We start from the raw sequence: 26,525 nt of genomic DNA, 5'->3' as shown, positions 1-26,525 counted from the left end.
AAGGAGGAAATCAATTGACGCTTGTCATTGGATTAACAGGCGGGATTGCTAGCGGAAAAAGCACAGTCTCACAGATGATAAAAGAGCAGGGCATCCGGGTTGTGGACGCAGATGTGATTGCAAAAGAAGCGGTCGAAAAAGGAACACCCGCCCTTCATCATATCGTTCAAACCTTTGGTGAGGGTGTCCTCCTGCCAAATGGAGAGCTAGACCGGCAGCAGCTGGGAGCCATTATTTTTTCTAATGAAGAGAAAAGAAAGCAGCTAAATGCGATCGTTCACCCAGAAGTGCGAAAGGAAATGCTCAGGCAGCGAGATGAAGGAATCGACAGCCGAGAAACATTCGTTGTCCTGGATATCCCGCTTTTATTTGAGAGTCAGCTGGAAAGTCTCGTCGACCGCATTATTGTGGTGTATACAACACCAGAATTACAGCTATCACGACTCATGAATCGAAACGACCTTAGCGCGGAAGAAGCGCTGAATCGGATTCACTCTCAGCAGCCTCTTGAGGAAAAATGTAAGAAAGCAGACCGGGTGATAGAAAATACACAAGATCTCGCTTTTATTAGAAAGCAATTGCAGAACATATTAAATGAATGGGAACATACAGATAAGTAAGAGTACATACACGTACTCTTCTTTTTTTATGCTTTTTATATTTCTCATGAAAAGAACAGCCCTTTTTAGAAAATATACGTTTATATACTGGCAATTACATTCTAATGTGATATACTAATTTCATAAATAAATTTATTGAGTATAACACATAATAGAGGAGTGACCTGTTCATGAAGGTAAAAGCAGCGATCAATGGGTTTGGCAGAATTGGACGCATGGTCTTCAGAAAAGCAATGCTTGATGATCAAATTCAAATTGTAGCGGTGAACGCAAGCTATCCTGCCGAAACGCTAGCACATTTAATTAAATATGATACAAATCATGGACGTTACGAATGCGATGTGACAGCAGAAGATGACGCACTGATTGTAAATGGGAAAAGAGTGCTTTTGCTCAATAACAGAGACCCAAAGCAGCTTCCGTGGGGAGAGCTTGGGATTGATATCGTCATAGAAGCAACAGGAAAATTTAATTCAAAAGATCAAGCGATGGGCCATATAGATGCCGGAGCGAAAAAGGTCGTACTTACAGCTCCAGGTAAAAATGAAGACATTACAATTGTGATGGGTGTCAATGAGGATGATCTTGATCCTGAAAAGCACGTCGTGATTTCAAATGCATCTTGTACAACAAACTGTTTAGCACCAGTTGTCAAATTGTTAGATGATGAATTCGGTATCGACAACGGTTTAATGACAACGGTTCATGCGTATACAAATGATCAAAAAAATATCGACAACCCGCATAAGGATTTGCGCCGGGCAAGAGCATGTGCCCAGTCCATTATTCCAACGACGACGGGTGCCGCTAAAGCGCTTTCTTTAGTGCTGCCGCACATGAAAGGGAAATTGCATGGACTTGCACTTCGCGTGCCAGTTTCCAATGTATCGATGGTTGATCTTGTTGTCGACTTGAAAAAAGATGTCACAGCAGAAGAAGTCAATGCAGCCTTCTCAAATGCATCAAAAACTTCTCTTTCCGGTATTTTAGATTACACGGATGAGCCGCTTGTTTCTACAGACTTTAATACGAACCCTTATTCAGCTGTCATAGATGGACTGACAACGATGGTGATGGGGGATAGAAAAGTAAAAGTTCTTGCATGGTATGACAATGAATGGGGTTATTCATGCAGAGTGGTGGATCTTGTGAAGTTTGTCGGATCGCAGATGAAAGAGCTTTCTGCTGTTTGAAATGAAGAAGACGAACGTCCCTTTTCAAGGAATGAGAGAAAATCCCATTGAAAACACAGCTTGCAAAATGGGTCTAAACAAAGTATACTATTTTTCGTGAACTTCTTGTTCGCAGACTCATTCGGGTATACTTAAAGGGTTAGGACCTCTTTGGACTAACTTTCCCCCGTGGTATATGTCCGGTCCGGCTGCTTAGAACTTCACTCTTTCATTCTTGTTTAAGGGGGGTCCATGATGGAAACAATCGGACGTCACGTTATCTCCGAGCTATGGGGATGCGACTGTGATAAACTGAACGACATGGATTTTATTGAAAAAACGTTTGTAAATGCAGCTTTGAAATCAGGAGCTGAAGTAAGAGAGGTTGCTTTTCACAAATTTGCACCTCAAGGAGTAAGTGGAGTTGTCATTATTTCTGAATCTCATCTGACAATTCACAGCTTTCCTGAACATGGTTATGCGAGCATAGATGTTTATACTTGCGGCGACCTAGATCCGAATATCGCAGCAGATCATATCGGAGATGAATTAGGTGCTGAAACAAGAGAAAACATTGAAATTCCTCGAGGCATGGGACCTGTACAAGTGAAACAGGCACAAGCCAAAGCACTGTAAACATAAAAAAGATTGCAATGGGAGCTGGCCAAAAGCATTGAAATGCCTTTGTGTTATGCTCCTTTTTATATTTGTTTGATAGAGAAAATCCAACATTCCCCAACTTGCCTATACTTTTGTTCTAGGAAAACAAAGGTTTTTTTTATAAAATAAAGAAGAGGCATTATGGCAAAGGGGATACGTAGATGATTTTAGGACAAAAGTTCAAACGGTTCATGTCAAACCATACAGAAACATCTGACGAGCATCCAGTGTCAGAACTGAAAAGCCATTACTACAAATCGACGAATGCGCAAGTTTTTCAAGCGCTGGAAGCCATGCTTTCTGGGCACGCTTCCTATCAAGTGACATCTGTTTCAGCAGAACGAGGTGAAATCAGCGCAAACATCAGTATGCCGAAAAAAGCCTTTCTCGTAGCGACTGTCATTTCAATTCGTCCTTTTGAAACAGCTGTCGATTTTAATGTGACAACAGAAACAGCCTTGCCAACAGATTTTGGCTATAGTGAGAAAACGGTTTTTTCCCTTTATGATGAACTAGACAAACAACTTCCAAGAATAGATCGGAGCTGATGAAATGAAATGTCCCACATGTCAGCACCTTGGCACAAGGGTGCTTGATTCAAGACCAGTAGATGAAGGGAAATCCATCCGTCGTAGAAGAGAGTGCGAAAGCTGCCAATATCGCTTTACGACGTTTGAGAAATTAGAAGAATTACCACTGATTGTGGTGAAAAAAGAAGGAATTCGAGAAGAATTCAGCCGCGAAAAGATGCTGAGAGGACTCATTAAAGCATGTGAAAAGCGTCCTGTTGCTTTAAAGCAGCTGGAGGATGTCTGCTTTAATATTGAAAAAGAACTGCGTAATCAAGGCATGTCAGAAGTGAAAAGTGAGCTTGTAGGTGAAATGGTGATGGACGAGCTGGCAAAAATTGATGAAGTGTCTTACGTCAGGTTTGCCTCCGTTTACCGGCAGTTTAAAGATATCAACGTCTTTATTGATGAATTAAAAGATTTATTAAAGAAAGAACGCTAAAAAAGAGCTGAAGATTCTTCACGCTCTTTTTCCTGCGTAAAGCGTAAAACGCAAAAAGGGTGTACAATAGAAACAATTGCAATTCATGGGGAGGATCAGCATATGACAGAGCATTGGAAGGAAGTGCTAGCCGTCGATCCGTATGTCGTCAAAAGCGCTTCATTGCTCGGTGACATCGATAGACAGCTCATCACTCTTTTATATCAGCCGCTTATAGGCATGTCCGCTTTCAGCTTATATATGACGCTGTGGGGAGAGCTGGAACAAAATCGTATGTGGGGAAAACCCGCACCTCATCGGCAGCTCATGGTCATGCTGCAAACGAATTTGAATGATATTTTTGAGGAACGTTTAAAGCTTGAAGCGATTGGGTTACTCCGCACATATGAACAGGAAACGGAAGAAGGCAGACTGTTTACATATGAGCTTGTGCCGCCGCTAAGACCAGATGAGTTTTTCCAAGATGGTATGCTGAATGTCCTGCTGTACCATCGTGTAGAGAAAGCGAAATATATGCAGCTTCGTGATTATTTCTCATATCCCGGTGTTCCGGCAGAGGCAAAGAACATCTCGCGGTCGTTTGAAGAAGTCTTTCACGTATTGCAGCCAGGTGAACGCAGGATGACAGAAGAAATCAATCAGGCGTCATCACTTGATCAGGGCTATGAATATGTGACCGTTGGATCGAGTCAACCGGCTCCTCTCTCAGACGATTCTTTTGATTTCGATTTATTGTTAGCAGGCATGTCTGATATGATGATTCCAAGAAAGGCTTTGACAAAGCAGGTGAAAGAAACCATTAAGAAGTTAGCCGTTGTATACGGCATCACCCCGCTTCAAATGCAAAATATTGTAGCAGGCGCCTGCGGTTCGGATCAAATGATCTCAACAGAAGAGCTGAGAAAAGCAGCAAGAGACTGGTACCAAATTGAATACAGAGGCGAGCAGCCAAAACTCATTGATCAAAAACAGCCGAGACACTTGCGTCAAGATGCTTCAAAAGCGCCGGCGGCAGATACACCTGATGCCAAATTGATTGAAAAGCTAGATCATATTTCGCCAAGGGAGCTGCTAAAAGATATGGCTGACGGCATTGAGCCAACGTATGCCGACTTAAGAATTGTCGAAGATATTATGCTTGAGCAGCAGCTAGAGCCAGGTGTCATGAACGTTTTGATCTACTATACATTACTGAAAACAGATATGAAGCTGTCGAAAACATATATGCAAAAAATCGCCGCTCATTGGGTGAGAAAGAAAATTAAAACCGTAGCGGCGGCCATGAAAATGGCCAAAGAAGAGAACAGGCAAATGACAGAGTGGGCGCAGCAGAAAAAGCAGCGCAGCACATACGGATCAGGGAAAGTTGTCCGTGAAGAGAAGCTTCCTGACTGGATGAAAGAAACCGAAACGAAAGAACAGCCGGCAAAAGAACAAACAGACAACCTATCGACAGAAGACCTCGAACGAGAAAAAGAAAAACTGTTAGATCAGTTTAAAAATATGAAAAAGTACAATGCACATTAAGATGAGGTGAGATGAGGATGAAACCGATCGGTCGTTCATTTGAACAGCTAAAAGGGCGCGTAGATTTTCGTGTAAGATACAATCAGATTAAAGAAAGTGTACTATCTGATGAAAATGTAAAAGCCTTTTTACAGGAGCACCAAGAAGACATACACGAAGACATGATCAATCGTAGCTTGAACCGGCTTTTTGAATATGTACAGCAGTCGAAGGGCTGTTCATATTGCTTAGATGAAGAGAACGTCAATGCGATTTTAGACGGTTATCACCCGAAGCTTGTGATCAAAGGTCAGAGTATTGATATTGAATATTCCCCTTGTCCAGTCAAGCTGCGGCTCGATAGACAGAAAAAACAGCAAGAACTCATGAAAAGCATGTACATTCCGCAAAATGTTCTTCAAGCGACGTTCTCTGATCTGAACGTTGTGGGAAGGCAGGAAGTCATTCAAAAAGTAGGACAATTCCTGCAAAGCTATGATGAGACGGGCAAAGGGAAGGGCTTATATTTACACGGAAAGTTCGGAGTAGGAAAAACGTATATTCTGGCAGCCATTGCGCAGCAGTTAGCGGAGAAGGAATACCCATCTCTCCTTGTGTACGTGCCTGAATTTGTGAGAGAGCTAAAAAATTCGTTAGCCGATCACACACTAGAATCAAAACTGAACATGGTCAAATCCACTCCTATTTTAATGCTTGATGATATTGGGGCAGAATCGATGACAAGCTGGGTTCGAGATGAACTACTCGGAACGATTTTACAATACCGTATGGCAGAGCAGCTGCCGACTTTCTTCTCTTCTAATTTCGCACCAAGTGAACTAAAGCATCACTTTACGTACTCACAGCGCGGGGAAAAAGAAGAGGTCAAAGCCGCTCGTTTAATGGAACGAATTCTCTATTTAGCAGAGGCAGTCTTGCTCGAAGGAGAAAACCGCCGTCATTTATAAAACCGTCTATCACCTGAAGGAGGAGCTAATGAAATGAACAAAAGAAAATGGCTGCTTTTTCTCGTGATTGCAGGTCTCGCTGTTTTACTTTGGTGGCTGAACAAACAGCATCTTCAGCTGGCGCCGAAAGATGTGAAGAATTGGGTGCTTCAATTTGGACTGCTGGCTCCCTTTGTTTTTCTTTTCTTATCTCTTTTTCGCCCGTTTGTTCTCATCCCACTTACGGTCTTTTCGCTGGCAGCAGGTTTGGCATTCGGAAGTGTCCTTGGGACGATTTATGCCCTCGTTGGTGCTACTGCCGGGGCAATAGGCTCCTTCCTTCTTGCTACAACCTTTCGTTCAAAAAAGAAGGATACAGAATCAAGCAGCCGGAAGCTGAGAGCGGTGACGTCCCGCATTCAGGAGCATGGGTTTCTTTACATTTTGTTATTGCGAATTGCCCCAATCCATTTTGACTTTGTCAGCTATGCGGCAGCAGCTTCACGTGCAAATTATCGTGCATTTACGGCAGCTACCTTTTTAGGCTTAATACCGGGTACAGTTGCATTAAATGTCCTTGGCTCAAGCTTTGTCAGCGGCAATTATGCCGCTTTAGCAATCGTTTGTTTGATTTATCTGATCTTTATCTCAGTTCCGCTCATTTTAAAAAGAAAGATGCCTGATTTATTTTAGGCGTCTATTTTTTATGTTCTCCCCATATATATGTAACAGATGTCGTTAGGGGGGACAAACATGCTTGAAATAATCTTTGAAGATGAATATGATACCGCTGCTTTTTTACATCTTGCTGAACACTTGGACAGTCGGCATCACATGTCAATTCAACAAGGGAAAGACCGGCTTCTCATAGAGGCGAAGGAATCAAAAGAAGGACTTGAGTCCATTGTGCGGCCATTACTAGTTCACTTTTTTTTGGAATGCAAAGAAAATGAGCGCATGCGCAGCATTCTTGAAAACACGTATTTATTTAAAGATCCTGAAGAGCAGCACCAAATTCTTTCAATTGCCCACAGCATCATGAATGGGGATTTAGATGATATTCCCGGCATTCATCAAGAACCGTCAAGAGAAGCCCTGTTAACAAAGGAGCTTGAGACCATTTCTTTACAGCAAGGTATTTTTTCAATTGGTTCATTTATGACATTCAGACTGTCAGAGTATGACAGGAGGCTGAAGAACTATGTTGAAGTCTCCATTGAAGAATACAAAATGGAACAAGAATATCAAAACTTTATTCAATCGCTTCGAGACTATGTGATGGCAAAAGAACCAAAGCTCGAAAAAGTACATGTTGTGCATCAGGATCGCCTGATGATTTGGGAATTTCGGTACGCTTCTGAGCGTGATCAAAAACAATACATAGACAGACAGTTTGTAAGAGAGCATCCAATGTATATTGATTCGCAGCTGATTGCACCACTCGTATCCATAGCGCCCAAAAAGATTGACCTGTTTACAAATGATACGGGTCACTCGATGGTACAGACCATTCAAAATATTTTTCAAGAAAGGGTCGAGGTATTCCCGGCTCATTCATTTCAAGAACACAATGTTCAATTTGTCCATGACCATTTGGAAGAGAAAAGTGAAAAGCTTTCTTGATTTTCACGAAAAAACGTTTTATAATACGGTGTAACTTCATACAGAGACCGTATTGATAAGGACATGAACAAATGAATACCCGCTTAAAGAGAGGGAAGCCTTGGCTGAAAGCTTCCTAGCAGAGGACCATTTGCTTTACCACCTTTGAACATCAGCTGTGAACGTTTTAGTAATGGCTGACGGGAATTCCCGTTATCGAAACACAAGCCGTGTTTGCTTATGAAAAAGAAAGCTGCAAATACGGGAAAAAGGGTGGAACCACGATTCCGTTTATTCAACCTCGTCCCTTTCCAGGGGGCGGGGTTTTTATATTGCCAAAAAAAGGAGTGACCAGAGATGTCAGAACAAATTCAACTTACATTTCCAGATGGAGCAGTCAAGGAGTTTGACAAAACAGCTACAACAGAAGACATCGCGGCATCAATTAGCCCAGGCCTAAAGAAAAAAGCGCTTGCCGGTAAATTGAACGGTAAAGAAATAGATCTGCGTACGCCGCTACTAGAAAGTGGAACAATTGAGATCATCACAGATAAAAGTGATGAGGCACTCGATATTATGCGCCACAGCACAGCTCATTTGCTAGCACAGGCTATCAAACGCCTGTATGGAAAAGAGCATCACGTTCAGTTTGGCGTAGGTCCTGTGATTGAAAATGGCTTCTACTACGATGTGGACATCGATGTTGCCATCACACCTGAAGATTTACCAAAGATTGAAAAAGAAATGAAAAAAATCATTAACAGCAATCTGCCAATCGAGCGAATTGAAGTATCAAGAGAAGAAGCGAAAAAACGCTTTGAAGCGATTGGTGATCAATTAAAGCTTGAGCTGTTAGAAGCGATTCCAGAAGGTGAAGCTGTTACGATTTATGAGCAGGGTGAATTCTTTGACCTCTGCCGCGGTATTCACTTGCCATCAACAGGGAAAATCAAAGAGTTTAAGCTGTTAAGCCTTGCAGGTGCATACTGGAGAGGTGACAGCAACAATCAAATGCTTCAGCGTATTTACGGTACAGCTTTCTTCAGCAAAGATGATCTAAATGAGCACTTACGCCTGCTTGAAGAAGCGAAAGAACGCGATCACCGTAAACTAGGAAAAGAGCTAAAACTGTTTGCGAACTCTCAAAAGGTAGGTCAAGGTCTACCGCTGTGGCTGCCAAAAGGCGCAACGATCCGCCGCGTGATTGAGCGTTACATTGTCGATAAAGAAGTACGACTTGGTTATGAGCATGTGTATACACCGGTTCTTGCGAATGTCGAATTGTATAAAACATCAGGGCACTGGGCGCATTATCAAGAAGACATGTTCCCTGTGATGGAAATGGACAACGAAGATCTTGTTCTTCGTCCGATGAATTGTCCTCACCATATGATGATTTACAAAAACGAGCCGCATAGCTATCGCGAATTGCCAATTCGTATTGCAGAGCTTGGTACAATGCACCGTTATGAAATGTCAGGTGCTTTATCTGGCCTTCAGCGTGTTCGCGGTATGACATTAAACGATGCACATATCTTTGTACGTCCAGATCAAATCAAAGACGAATTCATTCGTACAGTTCGCCTAATTGAAGAAGTGTATCAAGACTTTGGCTTGAATGACTACACATTCCGTTTATCTTACCGTGATCCAGAAGATACTGAGAAGTATTTCGACGATGATGCAATGTGGAATAAAGCGCAATCGATGCTAAAGGATGCAATGGACGAGCTTGGTCATGACTATTATGAGGCAGAAGGCGAAGCGGCATTTTATGGTCCGAAGCTTGACGTTCAAGTGAAGACAGCTCTTGGAAAAGAAGAGACACTGTCTACTGTACAGCTTGATTTCTTACTTCCAGAGCGCTTCGATCTCACATATATCGGAGAAGATGGCAAGCACCATCGTCCAGTCGTGATTCATAGAGGTGTTGTTTCTACAATGGAGCGTTTTGTTGCCTTCTTAATTGAAGAATACAAAGGAGCCCTTCCAACTTGGCTGGCACCTGTACAATTCCAAGTCATCCCGGTTTCACCGTCTGTCCATTTAGACTATGCGAAAAAAGTACAAGAACGTTTGCAGCTTGAAGGTCTTCGTGTAGAGCTTGACAGCCGTGATGAAAAAATCGGATACAAGATTAGAGAAGCGCAAATGCAAAAGATTCCGTACATGCTAGTCGTCGGAGATCAAGAAGCAGAAAATGGTGCAGTCAATGTAAGAAAATACGGAGAGCAAGATTCAGAAACAATGGATCTTGAAGCCTTTGTGAAACATGCAGTAGCAGAAGCGAAAAAATAATCTTTTTCAAGCGAAGTAGCCAGTGATCTTTCTCTTTAGATCACTGGCTTTTTCTTTTTGGGAAAAATCCTCCACTAGTGATCCAGTCCTTTGAATCATACGTTTAGATAGTGCGAAAGTATGGGTAAGTATGTACTATTGGTTCGAGTTAAATTGGGGGAATGAAAGCGATGACGCAAACAACAAACACTTTATCATCACAAGTATTGGAGCGATCAGCAGTACTTCGTGCATTGGAACACTCACTGGCGATGATTGAATTTGATGTGACAGGTGAAGTCCTATGGGTCAATGATATTTTTGCAAAAGCCATGGGCTATTCAAAGCAAGAGATGATTGGTTTAAAACATAGACAGTTTTGTCCTCCTCATATTGCAGAACACGCAAGCTATCAAATGTTTTGGAAGCGTTTGAAAGAGGGGCAAGTCTTTCAGGAAAAGGTGCAGCGGACGACGAAGAATGGTGACAGCTTATGGCTTGAAGCGACATATACACCTGTCCGCAATGAAGAGGGACACGTAGTGGGTGTTGTGAAAGTCGCAACAGACATAACAGAGAGAGAAAACACGATGAAACAGGTCGTAGACGATTTAAAGGAGATGTCTGCGAAATTAATGGAGCGAGCAGAAGTGGGCATCCAGCATAGTCAAAGAGTCAATGTCTCCTTTGATCATATAGCAAACGAAACAGATCAAAATATGAGCTTACTAGAAGGATTAACAGAGCAGGTAGAGTCCATCAGCTCCATCGCTACAACGATTAACAGCATTTCCTCACAAACCCAGCTCCTTGCATTAAATGCGGCGATCGAAGCAGCCCATGCAGGTTCCTATGGAAATGGCTTTAGTGTAGTGGCGGCAGAAATTCGAAAGCTTGCAACTGATTCAAAAGAAGCGATCGTCAAAGTAGATCAATATGTAAAGGCGATTCATGCGGAAGTAGAGAAGGTCAGCAGCGGAACGAGCCGGGCCAAGACAACGGTGTTTACAAATCGCGATCTTGTAAAGCAGGCAAGTGAGGAATTTATGAATGTAGGAGAAGCAGCCCGCAGCTTAGACAAGCAAGCGCAAAGTCTAGCGGTCATTGTGTAGTTTGAGCACACAAAAACACCCAATCTCGTCAGGAGAAGGGTGTTTTTTGTGTTCTATTTTAATATATCAAACAATTCATGTAAGTCTTTGATTTCATAATCTGGCGTTACATCTGTTTCATTCTTTTTGCCATGCCGATTGATCCAAACGGTTTGAATCCCGGCTCGAGATGCCCCAAGAATATCTGTTTTTGGATTGTCTCCGACCATGATCACATCGTCTTTTGTTAGATTTAACAGCTGAAGGCAGTGTTCAAAGATGCCAGGGTCAGGTTTGCCTTTCCCGTAATCTCCTGAAATCACAATTTCATTAAAATAAGGCGCAAGCTCAGGAACACCTGCTAGTTTTTCTTTTTGAAGACTAGGATCTCCGTTTGTTAAAAGAAGCAATTCATAGCTGCCTTTCAGACGGTCTAAAACAGGGTACGTTTCTTCATAGACAAATGGGCGTTTTCTCCGCTCGGCTGCAAAGAAATCAGCCAAATATTGTCCAAATGCCTCATCGTCAATTCCTGCTTCTTTTAAGCCATTGGTCCAAGCATTCTTGCGGTACTCTGGTGCAAGGGCATTCAATTTTTGAAAGCCTTCGCTAATCGGTTCACTAAAATTGGACCACAGTCCTTCGAAAGGATTAATTCCGATCATGACAGTATAATCATATGTTTCATAGGACGAATACAGCTTTCTTGCTTCTTCACGAACAATCTGTTCAAATGTTTCTGGATTCAGTCCATATTTTTTTTCCGCTTCGCGGCATGTTTCCTGAAAAGTGGTATGAATGCTTTTTTCATCCCAAAGCAAAGTATCATCTAAATCGAAAAATACGGCTTTCATGATCTTCTCCCTTGTTATGTATGTGTTACCTTCAATTGCAAGTGACGGCTCAAGTTCATTTTACAATAGAAGATGAGGGCAATAAAGAAAAGATTTGAGAGATATTTGAACATTGACCGCACATGATAGAATAGAAAGACAGTAAATAATACATACATCAATTGAGGTGGCAGGTTTGCTTCATTTAATTATTATGATGATCGAGCGTGTTGGGATCATCGTTATTTTAGGGTTTGTGCTTGCCCATGTGAAGGGCTTTCGCAATCTATTGCTTCATAATGAAGGGTTTCGAAAAAAGGCAGTTCTTGTCTTTATTTTTGCTTCTTTTAGTATTATCAGCAATTACACAGGAATTGAAATCCAGCAGCAGATGGTCATGAATCATGAGTTTTCCTATCATCTCGGCTCGTCAAGCTCAATTGCCAATACGAGAATCATGGGAATCGAAATGGGCGGATTAATAGGAGGGCCGTTTGTTGGAATTGGTGCAGGGCTTCTAGCTGGGATTCATCGCTATTCATTAGGAGGAAGCACGGCACTCAGCTGTGCGATTTCTTCGATTTTAGCCGGTGTGATTGCAGGCTATGTCGGCAGCAGGTTTAAGCGGAAGAATCGAATGGTGACACCTCGCCAAGCCGCACTTTTTGGTGTGGCAATGGAATCCTTGCAAATGATCATTATTCTTCTATTTGCAAGACCATTTGCTGATGCTTGGGGGCTTGTGAGTATCATTGCTTTGCCGATGATTTTTGTGAATGGAATTGGCAGCTTTATCTTTTTATCGATTTTACAGTCAGTCATTCGGCAAGAAGAGCAGGCAAAGGCGATGCAGACACACCGTGTATTTTCAATCGCCGATCAAACGCTGCCTTTCTTCCGCCAAGGGTTAAATGAACAGTCATGTAAAAGCGTGGCGGAGATCATTCATCGATTAACAGAAACAGATGCGGTCTCCTTAACCGATACAGAAAAGATTTTAGCGCATGTTGGAGATGGGACAGATCATCATATTCCATCGAAAAGCCTCATTACAGGGCTGTCGAAACAAGTATTGATGAGCGGCAAAATTATGAAGGCGCATTCGAAAGATGAAATCAATTGTTCAGTCACCCATTGCCCGCTTCAAGCGGCGATTGTGCTGCCCCTCACCTCCAATGGTCAAACGATCGGAACATTAAAAATGTATTTCAATTCTCCGGTCGGATTAAGCAGGGTGGAGGAGGAGCTTGCAGAAGGCTTGGCGATGCTGTTTTCCACACAGCTTGAGCTTGGGGAGGCAGAAACCCAAAGCCGTCTGCTAAAAGATGCAGAGATCAAAGCGCTTCAAGCGCAAGTGAATCCGCACTTTTTATTTAACGCCATTAATACCATCTCTGTCTTGTGTAGAACGAACGTAGAGATGGCTAGGAAGCTGCTGCTGCAACTGAGTATTTATTTTCGATCCAATTTGCAAGGCGCCCGCCAGCTGCTCATTCCACTTCATAAAGAAATTCAGCATGTAGAAGCATATTTGTCACTTGAACAAGCGAGGTTTCCAAATAAATACCATGTGACCTTTCAAATTGAAAAGGAGCTGGAGCAGGTGATGATTCCACCATTTGTGCTTCAGGTGCTTGTTGAAAATGCAGTGAGACACGCTTTTCCTAAACATCAAACGAGCTGTGAAGTCATCGTATCCGCTGTGATGAAAGATGGGCATGTCAATATGAAAGTGACGGATAATGGACAGGGAATCGAGAATGACAAGATGGCTCAGCTATTAAAAGCGCCTGTTGAATCCAAAGAAGGAACAGGTACGGCTCTTTTTAATTTAGATCAGCGGTTAAGAGGGATTTTTGGCAGACAAGCCGCTTTATCCATTCATAGCGGTCAAGGCACCGACATCTCATTTCGCATTCCAATGGACTAAGTAAAAAAGGATGATTTTCGTTGATAAACGTATTAATCGTAGATGATGAAGTGTTAGCAAGAGACGAATTAAAATACTTATTACGCAGAACGAAAGAGGATGTTCAAATAGAGGAAGCAGAAAATATAGAATCTGCTTTTGACCGGATGGTGGATCATAAGCCGGATCTGCTCTTTTTAGACATTGATTTATCAGGTGAAAATGGATTTGATATTGCCAAAAGGCTCAACCGGATGTCTGATCCGCCAGCGATTGTATTTGCGACAGCATTTGATCAGTATGCGCTGAAGGCGTTTGAGGTCAGTGCGCTTGATTATTTAACAAAACCATTTGATGAAGAACGGCTTTTGCAAACGATCCAAAAGTTTAAAAAGTGGAAATCTGTTGAGACGCAAGACCACCAGCTGTCAGATGAGAAAATCCCCCATCAGCAAAAACTAGCCATTTCAGTTGATGACTCAATTGTCATTCTGCAAGTAGAAGAGATCATGTATGTAGGGCTCAGTGAGGGGAAAAAGGTCGTGAAAACAAAGGATCACATGTATGAGGTCACAGAACCGCTTGTGGTCATTGAAAAGAAACTCCCTGAGGCTTACTTTATGAGGGTTCATCGAAGTTATATCGTGAACACCTCTCATATGAAAGAAGTACAGCCGTGGTTTAATTCGACGTATAATCTGCATATGACAGACGGGTCGATTATTCCTGTCAGCCGCACTTACGCCAAAGAACTAAAGAAGTCGCTCCTGCTAGAGTAGGACGGCTTTTTTATTTGTATTTCAATACTCGTTTTCTGCATTTCATTCATTGAATTCGGCGAGTTTGATTGTAAACGCTTCATTCATTTATTTCATGCCGTATACTGAGGGCAGTCGAAGAAAGAGGTGAAGGGGCATGAGTGCCACTAAAGTATATGGATTTCTATCTCAAGCATTTATCTTTGCAACCGTAATGTTCGTTTCTAATCTCATTTCAATGTATTTACCAATTCCGATGCCTGCATCTGTGATTGGTCTGGTTCTATTATTTGTTTTGCTGACAACGAAAATCGTCAAACTGGAGCAAGTGGAGCAATTAGGTACATCATTGACAGGGCTCATTAGCTTTCTATTTGTTCCCTCTGGTATCTCGGTTATTCAATCACTAGGTGTCATGCAAGAAGTAGGTGTGCAAGTCGTCGGTGTCATTATCATTGCAACGATTATGTTACTAGCAGCGACAGGGCTATTCACGCAGCTTCTCATGCAATTATCAGACAAACCACAGAAACGTAAAGAGACAAAGGAGAGCAAATCGACTCCTTCTCATTCTAATAAACCAGCTTCAAGTACGCATTAAAGGAGAGATGCAGGATGGGTACAAGTACGATGAGTCCTTATTTTGGTATAGTCGTCTCATTGGTCGCCTTTGGAATCGGTACATTCTTATTTAAAAAATCAAAAGGCTTCTTCTTATTCACACCACTTTTTGTGGCCATGGTGTTAGGTATTTTATTTTTAAAAATTGGCGGTTTTTCCTATGCAGATTATAATGAGGGCGGCAAGATTATCAAGTTTTTCTTAGAGCCTGCGACGATCGCTTTCGCTATTCCGCTTTATAAGCAGCGCGCATTGCTTAAAAAATATTGGTGGCAGATTTTATCCGCTATTTTTGTAGGGTCACTTTGTTCCATTACAATTGTGTATGTCGTAGCAAAAGGAATTCATCTTGATGCGGCTGTAATGAAAAGTATGCTCCCACAGGCAGCGACGACAGCGATTGCTCTTCCGATTGCAAAGGATATTGGCGGAATTGCAGATATCACAGCCTTTGCGGTCATATTTAATGCAGTCATTGTGTATGCACTAGGTGCTTTCTTCTTAAAATGGTTTCGAATTAAAAATCCAGTGGCAAAAGGGCTTGCACTCGGTACATCAGGACATGCACTTGGCGTCTCTGTTGGGATTGAGATGGGAGAAGTAGAAGCGGCCATGGCAAGTATCGCCGTTGTGGTCGTAGGAGTTGTGACCGTCATTGTCATCCCAATCTTTATGCAATTCATTCTTTGATGGCGTCATTGTTTTGAAAAAGCCTTGCCCAATTCGTTTAATCATGCTAAAATGAAAAAGTTGTTTCAAGAGTTCGCTTACTTGACGGACAAATGAAAATTGTGTAGAATAATTAACGAATTGAATAGATATCACAAGCAGAAGCACCCGCTTCTCACCTGATTGACACGTGTTTGTAGTTGACAGGTTGACCGTACATTTATTTTTTCATGCAAATGTTCGCAGTGTGGGTGTTTTATATGCCCACACTTTTTGTTTGCCTGTAAAACATACAACGAAATGGTCAAAATGAATTGTGAACTCAATTCAAAATCTCATGGAGGTGGCTCACTATTAGCAAAGATCAATTAGTTAATGAAGGTATTCGTGCGCGTGAAGTTCGTTTGATCGGACAAAATGGCGATCAGCTGGGGATTAAAACCCGCCAGGAAGCTCTGGAGATAGCTGCTAAAGCCAATCTTGACCTTGTGTTAGTTGCTGCAAATGCAAAACCACCTGTTTGCCGAATCATGGACTATGGTAAGTTCCGATTTGAACAGCAGAAGAAGGATAAAGAGGCACGTAAGAATCAGAAAATCATTAGCTTAAAAGAAGTTCGGTTGAGCCCGACAATTGATGAACATGATTTTAACACGAAGCTCCGTAATGCAATCAAATTCCTTGAAAAGGGCGATAAAGTGAAAGCTTCTATCCGCTTTAAAGGGCGTGCGATTACGCATAAAGAAATCGGACAGCGCGTGTTAGACCGTTTCTCTGAAGCTTGCGCTGAAGTAGCAACAGTAGAAACAAAACCTAAGATGGACGGACGTAGCATGTTCCTCATGCTTGCACCAAAAGTCGAAAAGTAAAGTAACAGAGGGAGGAAATATCCAATGCCAAAAATGAAAACTCACCGCGGATCTGCTAAACGTTTCAAAAAAACAGGTTCTGGTAAACTTAAACGTTCTCATGCGTACACAAGTCACCTGTTCGCTAACAAATCTACAAAGCAAAAACGTAAATTGCGTAAGAGCGCAATCGTAAGTGCTGGAGATTTCAAACGTATCAAACAACAACTTGCAAACATCAAGTAATTTGGAATAGGAATCATAGGAGGGAATTACAATGCCAAGAGTAAAAGGCGGAACTGTGTCGCGTCAGCGTCGTAAAAAGGTTCTTAAATTAGCAAAAGGTTATTTCGGTTCAAAACATAGATTATACAAAGTAGCAAACCAACAGGTGATGAAATCTGGAAACTACGCTTTCCGTGACCGTCGTCAGAAAAAACGTGACTTCCGTAAACTATGGATCACTCGTATCAATGCTGCAGCTCGTATGAACGGTCTTTCTTACAGCCGTTTAATGCATGGCCTAAAGCTTTCTGGTATCGAAGTAAACCGCAAAATGCTTGCTGACCTTGCTGTGAATGACCTAAGTGCATTCAATCAGCTTGCTGATGCTGCAAAAGCACAACTAGACAAGTAAGTCATATAAAAGATCATTCCGTCGAGGGGTGATCTTTTTTGCTCATCATGTGAGGTGAAATGAATGAATATCGCGTTGATTGTGCTGCTCATCTTGGTAAATGGCTATGGTTTCTTTCTCATGGGAGAGGACAAGCGCCGGGCAAAAGCGCATAAATGGAGAATTTCAGAGGCGCACTTATGGAGTGCTGCCGTGCTTTTTGGGGCTTTCGGATCGTATCTAGGGATGCAGTATTTCCGTCATAAAACAAAGCATCCTGCCTTTCAAATTGGCATGCCAGTGTTAATCATGGTGCAGTTGATCATATTAGGGTATATCAAGTTCATCTGAAAAAGGAGCAGACGCCATCAAGACGGCGTGTCTGCTCCTTTTTTTTGTTTGATTTTTTTAATGGGCTGATCCCAATCAATTTTTGTTTGAGGATAACGTTCGATAATGTTATCCTCCAATTTTTCAAAGTCTTCTAATGTAAATTCACTTAGCTTCTCAGGTGACTCCGTCCAAACGTAAATGGAGTGGACAAATAGAGGATGATCCTTAGACGGAACATGCTTCTCCCCTTCAAACAAGACACCTTTATAGACGAAATTAAAATTTTTACGTGCATTTTGTTGTTCGTCCATAAAATAAAAGCCTTCTTTTAATTGTGCTTGTTTCAGCTTTCTTCTCGGATTTGAGAAGAATTTTACCGCCATGTAGAAGATGTAGACAAGCAGTGCAACAAGAGCTAGTCTAATGAGGATTACAAACATGACAGGATGCACCTCCAATACCGTTATCTGATATACTACGAATGACAAGGCCAAAAGGTTTCAACTTTTTTTAAAAAAATATTTCGTAAAACGAAAAAATATTCATAAAAAGATCGTATTGAACGAAAAAGGTTTTGTATAATAAGAATGCACCATGAAGATAAAGGAGGATATATGGAATGACAAAGCTAGATCAAACATTAACTATGCTGAAAGACCTAACGGATGCAAAAGGGATTCCAGGAAATGAACGTGATGTCAAAAAAGTCATGCAGACATACATAGAATCATATGCAGATGAAGTCTCCAGTGACCGCCTTGGCAGCTTAATCGCTAAGAAGGAAGGAAACGCAAACGGACCTAAAATTATGCTTGCTGGTCACTTAGATGAAGTAGGATTCATGGTGACAAAAATTGATGACAAAGGCTACATTCGCTTCCAAACTGTCGGCGGATGGTGGTCACAGGTCATGCTCGCGCAGCGTGTGACCATTGTAACGAAAAAGGGAGACATTACAGGTGTGATTGGCTCAAAGCCGCCGCACGTCTTGTCACCTGAAGCTCGAAAAAAATCGATTGAGATCACAGATATGTTTATTGATATCGGTGCATCAAGCAAAGAACAGGCAATGGAGTGGGGCGTTCTGCCTGGAGATCAAATCGTCCCTTATTTTGAGTTTACAGTGATGAATGATGAAAAAATGCTCCTTGCAAAAGCATGGGACAACCGTATCGGCTGTGCAGTTGCGATTGATGTCATGAAGAACTTACACAATACTCAGCATGAGAATATTGCTTACAGTGTTGCAACTGTACAAGAGGAAGTTGGCCTGCGCGGGGCTAAAACAGCAGCGGCTACAATCCAGCCTGATATTGGATTTGCCATTGATGTTGGTGTAGCAGGAGACACGCCGGGCATTACTGAAAAAGAAGCAACAAGCAAACTTGGCAAAGGGCCAACGATTGTTGTATTTGATGCTTCGATGGTATCTCATAAAGGGCTTCGGGATTTTGTTGTCCAAACAGCGGACGAATTGAACATTCCTTACCAATACGACTCCATGCCTGGCGGCGGGACAGATGCTGGCGGTATCCATTTAACAGGTCATGGTGTGCCATCACTATCGATCGGGATACCAAGTAGATATATCCATACTCATGCAGCGATGATTCACCGAGATGATTATGAAAATGCAGTGAAGCTTTTAACAGAAGTGATCAAAAGACTTGATCAAAAAACGGTTGAGCAGATCACGTACGGTTCTTAAGTAAGAAAGCCTTTCCTCAGTATAGGGGAAGGGCTTTTTTTATTTCATTGAATTTCCCAGGAAATGAACTGTCATTTTAAGTTACGCCAAAAGAACTGTTTTTGGCAGAAGAAGAAAAAATATTCTAGTGAATAAGGCACATGTGATCTGGCTTTTATTTTTGTAAGATGAAAGCAATAAAAAGGACAGAGCCTAAAGAATGCCCTGTCAAAAGAGAGTTTATGGAAGTAGGTGAAGCTACCTTAAGAATAAACACATTATTCTTATTTGTCAACTTGGTTTTAAAAGAGAGAAAAATCAATCAATTTATGTTATATTTGTAACAAATTGTTTGTGCAAAGGGGATGATTAAATGAATGCGGTTACAATTGTCATAGCATCTATGTGTATTTTAGCGATTGCCTATCGTCTTTATGGCACATTTATGATGGTCAAGGTCTTAAAGGTGACAGACGATCATCCTACACCAGCTCACACATTAGAAGACGGGAAGGATTATGTGCCAACTAATAAATGGGTCACATTTGGGCATCACTTTGCTGCGATTGCAGCTGCCGGCCCATTAGTGGGTCCGATTTTAGCCGCACAATTCGGGTATTTACCGGGTCTCCTTTGGCTGTTAATTGGCGCAGTGATTGGCGGAGCTGTACATGATCTTGTCGTCTTATTTGCGTCGATGCGAAAAAAGGGGAAATCGTTATCAGAGGTAGCGAAGGAAGAGTTAGGACCTGTCGCAGGATTTTGTACAGGGCTTGCGATGCTGTTTATCATTACGATCACAATGGCTGGTTTGTCTATGGTTGTGCTTCATGCGTTAGAACGTAACCCTTGGGGGACATTTGCAGTCGGAATCACGATTCCAATTGCGATGGGGGTTGGTCTTTATTATAAAAAGACAGGCAATTTAAAACTGGCGACAACTGCGGGATTTATTTTGCTGATGGTTGGCGTATTCCTTGGGCCGAATATTCAAGGAACGGCACTTGGCGATCTTTTAACACTTGATACAAAAACGCTTGCTCTTGCCTTGCCGGTCTACGCTTTTTTTGCAGCGGCATTGCCGGTTTGGCTGCTGCTCGCACCGAGGGATTATTTAAGCAGCTTTATGAAAATAGGTGTTTTTATCGCATTGATTGCTGGAATCTTTGTCGTCAATCCAACGATTCAATTCCCAGCCTTTACGGAGTTTGTGAATGGAGGAGGTCCTGTTTTAGCTGGTCCTGTCTGGCCTTTTATTTCGATTACCATTGCTTGCGGGGCCATATCTGGTTTCCACGCATTTGTTGGATCTGGGACAACGCCTAAGATGCTTGACCGCTGGAGCGATATGAAGCCTGTCGCTTTTGGCGCAATGCTAGTAGAATGTCTAGTTGGAATTATGGCGTTAATTGCCGCTACGGCTCTTCATCCAGGCGATTATTTTGCGATAAACAGTACGCCAGAAGTGTTCAGAACACTCGGGATGAGTGTCGAGAACCTTCCGCAGCTGAGTAAGGAAATTGGTCTTGATTTAGAAGGAAGAACGGGTGGAGCTGTGACATTAGCTGTAGGGATGGCGTATATCTTTACGGGAATTCCGTTCTTTGGTCATTTGGCGTCTTATTTTTTCCAATTCGTCATTATGTTTGAAGCTGTTTTTATTTTAACTGCTATTGATGCAGGGACACGTGTGGCACGATATTTGATTCAAGACTTCTTTGGCGAAGCTTATAAACCGCTTAAACGAAATGACTGGGTCCCTGGGTCGGTGTTCGCAAGTGCGCTTGCTTGTTTTATGTGGGGCTATTTGCTTTACTCTGGAGACATCGGGTCCATTTGGGCGCTGTTTGGGGTGTCAAACCAGTTAATGGCATCGGTCGGTCTCATCATCGGAGCAACCGTTGTATTAAAAATTGCAGATAAAAGGCGATATATGCTGACTTGTTTAATTCCACTTGCTTACTTATATGTGACAGTGAATTATGCGGGCTATTGGATGGTAGCAAATGTATACCTTAATCCCGAGGCGTCAGGTTACAGCGTGCTGAATGCGGTGCTATCAATCATTATGCTGATCTTAGGATTTGTGATTATTGTGTTTGCGATTAAAAAATGGGTCGACATTTGGCGTGATCCAGCGCTTCGGATGGAAACACCGATCACTGGCTAAATGAAAAAGCCGGTTTGCTATGATAAGCAAACCGGCTTCTTTTATTGCTGTTGATGAGGCTTTAAGCCTTGCTCTAATGTTTCAAGAATCTCATTTTTCTCGTTTTCTGATGCTTCTTGCCATAGCACTTCGAACAACACGCCAAGGCCTGGCAGCATTTTTTCCTCACCGCTTTGAATGGCATCTAAAATCGTATGCTCAAGTTGCTCTTGATTATGGCCAGTGATGTTTTGAATGACTGCGCCTCTTAAATTAAAATCCATTGCCCACACTCCTTTTTTGATGGTATTAGCCCTATTCTGTCTCAAAGACAGGTTTATTATGTAGTGTGCATGAGATATAATAAATTCATGATATTTAAAGGAGTTAAAGTCGCTTGAAATATATAGAATCAGCTAAAAACACAAACATTAAACAGTGGAAAAAGCTCCATACGAAAAAAGAACGAACGAAAACGGGGCTGTTTCTCGTGGAGGGAATCCACTTAGTGGAAGAAGCATTGAAGAGCGGAGTTGTGAAAGAATTAATGGTCACATCGCCTGATAAGCTTCCTTCTCATATTGATCCGGACATTGAACTGTATGAACTGAGCGAGGAAGCCTTTTCTGCCATGACCGAAACGGAAACGCCTCAGCACATTGCGGCAGTTTGTACAGTTCCTGTATTTGAAGAAAAGAAGTATGAACGACTTCTTCTATTAGATGCAGTGCAGGACCCAGGGAATCTAGGTACACTCATTCGGACAGCAGATGCCGCTGGACTTGATGCTGTGATCTTAGGCGATGGAACAGTTGATGCGTTTAATGGAAAAACGCTCCGTTCCGCACAAGGGTCGCATTTCCACCTGCCCATTTTAAAGCAAAGCCTTCAGCAGACCATACCAGTATGTAAGGAGCAAGGCATTCCTGTATACGGAAGTGCGTTAAACAATGCGAAAGCGTATAGAAGCGTAACGGCAGAAGGTTCGTTTGCATTAATTGTGGGCAATGAAGGTGCGGGTATAAACCCAGAGATTCTGCAAATGACAGACCACAATTTATATGTGCCGATGTATGGACAGGCAGAATCATTAAATGTGGCTGTTGCAGCAGCTGTTCTTGTCTATCATTTGCGTGGATAGTGTTGCATCATGCGCTCATTTTCACTATAATGAAACTAATATTTTAAAAACCATGATAGAGGAAGATTGTTTCAAAGAGCGGCCTGATAGGGAGAATGCATCGTAGACTGAAAGTGCATTTAAGGAATGCTGAAACAGGAATTCACCTCTGGAGTTGTCACCGGGACCGCAAGTTTTGCGTAAAGGTGAACCGGATTCGTTTGATTCCGTTATGTCAATGAAGCTTATTTGCACATGTATTTGTGCTTAACAAGGGTGGTACCGCGACCACAACTCGTCCCTTCTTTTTTAGAGGGACGGGTTTTTTTATTGTCTTCAAACGATCAAACAGCCGTTTATCCAGACGGTTTTGTATATCAAAAGGAGGATTACACTCATGCAAGAAACGTTAAAACAGCTTGAATTAGAAGCGATAGCGAAGGTTGAAGCAGCTAGCTCGCTCAAAGAAGTCAATGACATTCGTGTTCAATATTTAGGGAAAAAAGGGCCGATCACAGAGGTGCTTCGCGGAATGGGCAAGCTGTCCGCAGAAGAAAGACCAAAAATGGGCGCACTCGCAAACGAAGTGAGAGAGCAGATTGCTGGTGCTATTACTGAAAAAAATGAACAGCTGGAAAAAGAAGAAGTGAAGAAGAAACTTGCGTCTCAAACGATCGATGTTACATTGCCAGCAAGCCCAATCAAAATAGGGGCAAGACATCCATTAACGATTGTTGTCGAAGATATTGAAGATTTATTTATTGGTATGGGCTATACCGTTGAGGAAGGTCCTGAGGTCGAAACGGATTATTATAACTTTGAAGCGCTGAATCTTCCAAAGGAGCATCCGGCACGTGATATGCAGGACAGCTTCTATATTACCGAGGATACACTACTCAGAACACAAACGTCACCAGTTCAAGCACGTACACTTGAAAAATATAAAGGACAAGGTCCTGTGAAGATCATCTGCCCTGGGAAAGTATATAGACGAGACAGTGATGACGCGACTCATTCACATCAATTCATGCAGATTGAAGGGCTTGTTGTCGATCACAATATTAGTATGAGTGATCTAAAAGGTACGCTAGAGACAGTGGCGAGAAAAATGTTTGGTGAAGATCGTGAAATTAGACTGCGTCCAAGCTTTTTCCCATTCACAGAACCATCTGTCGAAGTGGATGTGTCTTGCTTTAAATGCGGAGGAAAAGGCTGTTCTGTATGTAAAGGAACAGGCTGGATTGAAATTTTAGGAGCTGGGATGGTTCATCCAAATGTCCTGAAGATGAGTGGATTTGATCCAGAAACTTACCAAGGCTTTGCTTTTGGAATGGGTGTTGAACGGATTGCAATGCTCAAATACGGCATTGATGATATTCGCCATTTCTACACAAATGATATTAGATTCACAAAGCAATTCAAGCAGGACTAAGAGGAGGAAATCAACATGTTTGTTTCATATAAATGGTTAGAAGACTATGTCGATTTAGAAGGCATTCAGCCGGATGAATTAGCAGAAAAAATCACAAGAAGCGGAATTGAAGTGGAAGCCGTTGAATATAAAGGCGAAGGCATTAAAGGAGTTGTCGTTGGACACGTCGTGGAGCGAGAACAGCACCCGAATGCCGACAAATTAAACAAATGTCTCGTGGATATCGGAGAAGACGAACCGGTTCAAATTATTTGCGGAGCTCCGAATGTGGATAAAGGACAATATGTGGCTGTCGCAACGGTTGGCGCAGTCCTTCCTGGGAATTTTAAAATTAAAAAAGCAAAGCTGCGCGGCGAAGAGTCTCATGGCATGATTTGTTCTCTGCAAGAATTAGGTGTCGAAAGCAAACTCGTACCAAAGGAATATGCAGAAGGTATTTTTGTTTTCCCAAATGACGTCAAACCCGGGGATGATGCCCTTCAGGCACTTCAATTAGACGATGCGGTACTTGAGCTTGGCTTAACGCCAAACCGTGCGGATGCCCTGAATATGCTAGGTGTCGCCTATGAGGTTGCAGCCATTTTAGGGAAAGACATCAAACTTCCTGATACAGCACATGACATGTCTTCAGAAAAAACAGCAGACTATATTTCGGTGAAAATTGAAGATCAAGAAGCGAATCCACTTTATGCTGCGAAGATCATTAAACATGTAAAGATTGGACCAGCACCGCTTTGGATTCAAACAAGATTGATGAATGCAGGCATTCGCCCAATTAACAACGTCGTCGATATTACGAACTTTGTACTGCTTGAATACGGTCAGCCGCTTCATGCGTTTGATTATGACCGCTTTGGTTCAAAGCAAGTGGTCGTACGTAAAGCGACTGATAGCGAAAGCATTCAAACACTTGATGAGCAAGAACGTACACTTTCATCAAAGCATCTTGTGATCACTAACGGAACGAAAGCGCACGCTGTCGCAGGCGTCATGGGCGGTCTTGAATCAGAGGTGCGTGATGAAACGACAACAATTCTTTTAGAAGCGGCATATTTCAACGGTCAAACAGTCCGTCAAGCATCTAGAGACTTAGGGCTTCGCAGTGAATCAAGCACACGATTTGAAAAAGGACTTGATCCGCAGCGTACGAAATCTGCAGCCGAAAGAGCAGCGCAATTGATCAGCATCTATGCAGGCGGTGAAGTGCTAAGCGGGACTGTGGAGGAAAACCACCTTGAAACAAGTATGAATGTCATCCACGTATCCACTGAGCGTGTGAACAAGGTGCTTGGCATGAGCATCTCAAAAGAAGATATGATTCAAATCTTCAACAAACTGGGCTTTACAGTGGGCGAATCAAATGACGTTCTTGTCGTAACCGTTCCTTCTCGTAGAATGGATATCACGATTGAAGAAGATCTCATTGAAGAAGTTGCGAGATTATACGGCTACGATAACATCCCGTCTACACTGCCTGCGACAGCTGGTACAGTTGGCGGTCTCACGCCATACCAAATGAAGCGCAGAAAGGTGAGACGCTTCTTAGAAGGCGCAGGTCTTTCTCAAGCGATCACGTATTCATTGACAAATCAGCATAAGTCTACAGCTTTTGCACTGAATCCAGCTTATAAAACGAGACTTTCCCTGCCAATGAGTGAAGAACGAAGTGTGCTTAGACAAAGTCTTCTGCCAAACTTACTTGATTCTGTTGCATATAACTTGGCAAGACAAGCTGATTCATTTGGTTTTTATGAAACGGGTTCTGTGTTCTTAGCAGAAGCTGAAGGAGCAAAACCGGTGGAAAAAGAGCATGTCGCTGGTGCGCTGACAGGCTTATGGCATAAAAATCTTTGGCAGGGCGAGAAAAAAACCGTCGATTTTTATGTAGCGAAAGGAATTGCAGAAGGTCTATTTGAAAAGCTTGGTGTATCAGACCAAATCACATATGTTCAAGCAGAGCGTGAGGGTCTTCACCCAGGTCGTACAGCAGATGTTCATTTAAATGGAAAAGTCATTGGGTTTGTTGCTGCACTTCATCCAGTCATTGAAAAGGAATTAGATTTAAAAGAAACATATGTCTTCGAGTTTGATTTAACAGATGTGATGACGTCTGAATCGAAGGATATGAAATATACAGCGATTCCGAGATTCCCTGCTGTGACAAGAGATATTGCACTTGTTGTAGATCAGAATATCTCAAGCGGACAGCTGGAGCGCGTCATCTATGAGGCAGGCGGGGATTTACTGACAGACCTATCCGTCTTTGATGTGTATGAAGGTGAACATATGGAAGAAGGCAAAAAATCTGTTGCATTCTCTCTCCAATATTTAAATCCGGAACAAACATTGACAGAGGAAGAAGTCACGGCTGTTCATACAAAAGTATTGAAAGCATTAGAAGATACGTATCAAGCCGTCTTGCGCGGTTAAAGAAAAAAGAGCTATGGCCTTATGGGCCTAGCTCTCAGCGTGCAGACAAACCCTCGCATTCGGTGTCAGTCCTGCGTGCTGGTGCTCACGAATGTCAAATTCGCTCCGCGCCAGTACTCGTCCTTCCTAGACTGCAAAGGTTTTCTATCACGCTGAAAAGAAGACAAAGGGCTAAAATAAAGAACATTTTAGCCCTTTGTCAACAATCTGAGAGCTATGGCCTTATGGGCCTAG

Annotated in this window: 27 protein-coding genes and 2 other annotated features; of the genes, 24 read left to right on the top strand and 3 right to left on the bottom strand. The window is 42.3% G+C overall.

The annotated features are described in order from the left end of the window. Positions 1-14: 14 nt before the first annotated feature. The 11 genes from coaE (at position 15) to NST39_RS13680 (ending at position 10,907) form a co-directional block, all read left to right on the top strand. Entirely contained in the window at positions 15-620 is a 606-nt protein-coding gene (gene coaE, locus NST39_RS13730; RefSeq protein WP_341028846.1) for a dephospho-CoA kinase, read from the top strand. Between the two features lie 170 nt (positions 621-790). After that, the gene (locus tag NST39_RS13725; protein ID WP_065098574.1) at positions 791-1,813 is read left to right on the top strand and encodes a glyceraldehyde-3-phosphate dehydrogenase; all 1,023 of its coding nucleotides are present in this window, start codon (positions 791-793) and stop codon (positions 1,811-1,813) included. Between the two features lie 234 nt (positions 1,814-2,047). Continuing rightward, the gene (gene speD, locus NST39_RS13720) at positions 2,048-2,428 is read left to right on the top strand and encodes an adenosylmethionine decarboxylase (RefSeq protein WP_003216492.1); all 381 of its coding nucleotides are present in this window, start codon (positions 2,048-2,050) and stop codon (positions 2,426-2,428) included. A 185-nt stretch (positions 2,429-2,613) separates the two neighbouring features. Then, positions 2,614-3,000, top strand: coding sequence for a cytosolic protein (locus tag NST39_RS13715; protein WP_321999454.1), 387 nt, complete (start codon positions 2,614-2,616; stop codon positions 2,998-3,000). Positions 3,001-3,004: 4 nt separating this feature from the next. Beyond that, entirely contained in the window at positions 3,005-3,463 is a 459-nt protein-coding gene (gene nrdR, locus NST39_RS13710) for a transcriptional regulator NrdR (RefSeq protein WP_003216720.1), read from the top strand. Between the two features lie 102 nt (positions 3,464-3,565). Beyond that, positions 3,566-4,990 (top strand): replication initiation and membrane attachment family protein, encoded by a 1,425-nt coding sequence (locus NST39_RS13705; protein ID WP_341028842.1) that lies wholly within the window; start codon positions 3,566-3,568, stop codon positions 4,988-4,990. Positions 4,991-5,007: 17 nt separating this feature from the next. After that, on the top strand, positions 5,008-5,937 hold the full coding sequence (gene dnaI / locus NST39_RS13700) for a primosomal protein DnaI (RefSeq protein WP_065098572.1): 930 nt from the start codon (positions 5,008-5,010) through the stop codon (positions 5,935-5,937). Between the two features lie 33 nt (positions 5,938-5,970). Beyond that, on the top strand, positions 5,971-6,609 hold the full coding sequence (locus NST39_RS13695) for a TVP38/TMEM64 family protein (protein ID WP_113767543.1): 639 nt from the start codon (positions 5,971-5,973) through the stop codon (positions 6,607-6,609). 60 nt (positions 6,610-6,669) lie between these two features. After that, positions 6,670-7,539, top strand: a complete 870-nt coding sequence (gene ytxC, locus NST39_RS13690; RefSeq protein WP_065098570.1) for a putative sporulation protein YtxC — start codon at positions 6,670-6,672, stop codon at positions 7,537-7,539. A gap of 43 nt (positions 7,540-7,582) precedes the next feature. Beyond that, positions 7,583-7,830, top strand: a binding site (T-box leader). Between the two features lie 45 nt (positions 7,831-7,875). Then, positions 7,876-9,816, top strand: coding sequence for a threonine--tRNA ligase (gene thrS, locus NST39_RS13685; RefSeq protein ID WP_065098569.1), 1,941 nt, complete (start codon positions 7,876-7,878; stop codon positions 9,814-9,816). 170 nt (positions 9,817-9,986) lie between these two features. Beyond that, positions 9,987-10,907 carry a methyl-accepting chemotaxis protein gene (locus tag NST39_RS13680; RefSeq protein WP_341028838.1) on the top strand — a complete coding sequence of 307 codons (921 nt, stop codon included), beginning with the start codon at positions 9,987-9,989 and terminating at the stop codon, positions 10,905-10,907. Positions 10,908-10,960: 53 nt separating this feature from the next. Here the strand turns inward: NST39_RS13680 and NST39_RS13675 are convergent, their stop codons facing one another. Beyond that, a complete protein-coding gene (locus NST39_RS13675; RefSeq protein ID WP_061409040.1) occupies positions 10,961-11,740 on the bottom strand; it encodes an HAD family hydrolase in 780 nt (259 codons plus the stop codon). A 175-nt stretch (positions 11,741-11,915) separates the two neighbouring features. Here NST39_RS13675 and NST39_RS13670 point away from each other — a divergent pair, with 175 nt between their 5' ends. The 8 genes from NST39_RS13670 to NST39_RS13635 all read left to right on the top strand — a co-directional run bounded on the left by NST39_RS13670 (position 11,916) and on the right by NST39_RS13635 (position 17,491). Further along, positions 11,916-13,649, top strand: a complete 1,734-nt coding sequence (locus NST39_RS13670; protein WP_341028836.1) for a sensor histidine kinase — start codon at positions 11,916-11,918, stop codon at positions 13,647-13,649. A gap of 20 nt (positions 13,650-13,669) precedes the next feature. Continuing rightward, the gene (locus NST39_RS13665) at positions 13,670-14,407 is read left to right on the top strand and encodes a LytR/AlgR family response regulator transcription factor (protein WP_044139936.1); all 738 of its coding nucleotides are present in this window, start codon (positions 13,670-13,672) and stop codon (positions 14,405-14,407) included. Positions 14,408-14,543: 136 nt separating this feature from the next. Continuing rightward, positions 14,544-14,987: an antiholin-like murein hydrolase modulator LrgA gene (gene lrgA / locus NST39_RS13660; protein WP_003216712.1), complete on the top strand. Its 444-nt coding sequence runs from the start codon at positions 14,544-14,546 to the stop codon at positions 14,985-14,987. A gap of 14 nt (positions 14,988-15,001) precedes the next feature. Further along, a complete protein-coding gene (lrgB, locus tag NST39_RS13655) occupies positions 15,002-15,697 on the top strand; it encodes an antiholin-like protein LrgB (protein WP_170966027.1) in 696 nt (231 codons plus the stop codon). 129 nt (positions 15,698-15,826) lie between these two features. Then, positions 15,827-15,958 (top strand) — a sequence feature (ribosomal protein L20 leader region). A gap of 71 nt (positions 15,959-16,029) precedes the next feature. Then, on the top strand, positions 16,030-16,545 hold the full coding sequence (infC, locus tag NST39_RS13650; protein ID WP_044139937.1) for a translation initiation factor IF-3: 516 nt from the start codon (positions 16,030-16,032) through the stop codon (positions 16,543-16,545). A 24-nt stretch (positions 16,546-16,569) separates the two neighbouring features. Further along, a complete protein-coding gene (gene rpmI / locus NST39_RS13645; RefSeq protein WP_003216324.1) occupies positions 16,570-16,770 on the top strand; it encodes a 50S ribosomal protein L35 in 201 nt (66 codons plus the stop codon). 31 nt (positions 16,771-16,801) lie between these two features. Continuing rightward, entirely contained in the window at positions 16,802-17,161 is a 360-nt protein-coding gene (rplT, locus tag NST39_RS13640; protein ID WP_003216409.1) for a 50S ribosomal protein L20, read from the top strand. A 63-nt stretch (positions 17,162-17,224) separates the two neighbouring features. After that, on the top strand, positions 17,225-17,491 hold the full coding sequence (locus NST39_RS13635) for a DUF1294 domain-containing protein (protein ID WP_044139938.1): 267 nt from the start codon (positions 17,225-17,227) through the stop codon (positions 17,489-17,491). 17 nt (positions 17,492-17,508) lie between these two features. On the opposite strand, the gene NST39_RS13630 is transcribed toward NST39_RS13635, so the two are convergent. Beyond that, positions 17,509-17,913, bottom strand: a complete 405-nt coding sequence (locus NST39_RS13630; protein ID WP_341028832.1) for a sigma-w pathway protein ysdB — start codon at positions 17,911-17,913, stop codon at positions 17,509-17,511. 179 nt (positions 17,914-18,092) lie between these two features. Between NST39_RS13630 and NST39_RS13625 the strand changes: the two genes are divergently transcribed. Further along, a complete protein-coding gene (locus NST39_RS13625; protein ID WP_050943605.1) occupies positions 18,093-19,181 on the top strand; it encodes a M42 family metallopeptidase in 1,089 nt (362 codons plus the stop codon). A 352-nt stretch (positions 19,182-19,533) separates the two neighbouring features. Beyond that, positions 19,534-21,330 (top strand): carbon starvation protein CstA, encoded by a 1,797-nt coding sequence (gene cstA / locus NST39_RS13620; protein ID WP_065098566.1) that lies wholly within the window; start codon positions 19,534-19,536, stop codon positions 21,328-21,330. Between the two features lie 41 nt (positions 21,331-21,371). Here the strand turns inward: cstA and sspI are convergent, their stop codons facing one another. Then, positions 21,372-21,593 carry a small acid-soluble spore protein SspI gene (sspI, locus tag NST39_RS13615; protein WP_003216243.1) on the bottom strand — a complete coding sequence of 74 codons (222 nt, stop codon included), beginning with the start codon at positions 21,591-21,593 and terminating at the stop codon, positions 21,372-21,374. Between the two features lie 113 nt (positions 21,594-21,706). Between sspI and NST39_RS13610 the strand changes: the two genes are divergently transcribed. From NST39_RS13610 to pheT, 3 genes are all read left to right on the top strand, one after another. Beyond that, the gene (locus NST39_RS13610; protein WP_044139942.1) at positions 21,707-22,450 is read left to right on the top strand and encodes a TrmH family RNA methyltransferase; all 744 of its coding nucleotides are present in this window, start codon (positions 21,707-21,709) and stop codon (positions 22,448-22,450) included. 376 nt (positions 22,451-22,826) lie between these two features. Next, entirely contained in the window at positions 22,827-23,861 is a 1,035-nt protein-coding gene (gene pheS, locus NST39_RS13605) for a phenylalanine--tRNA ligase subunit alpha (protein ID WP_341028828.1), read from the top strand. A gap of 15 nt (positions 23,862-23,876) precedes the next feature. Next, positions 23,877-26,291, top strand: a complete 2,415-nt coding sequence (gene pheT, locus NST39_RS13600) for a phenylalanine--tRNA ligase subunit beta (RefSeq protein ID WP_341028827.1) — start codon at positions 23,877-23,879, stop codon at positions 26,289-26,291. Positions 26,292-26,525: the final 234 nt, after the last annotated feature.

It is taken from the genome of Bacillus sp. FSL W8-0645 (assembly GCF_038007905.1).
Taxonomy (GTDB): Bacteria; Bacillota; Bacilli; order Bacillales; family Bacillaceae; genus Bacillus; species Bacillus pumilus.
Note: the sequence above shows the minus strand (reverse complement) of the source record. Positions and strands in the feature narration are given on the sequence as shown.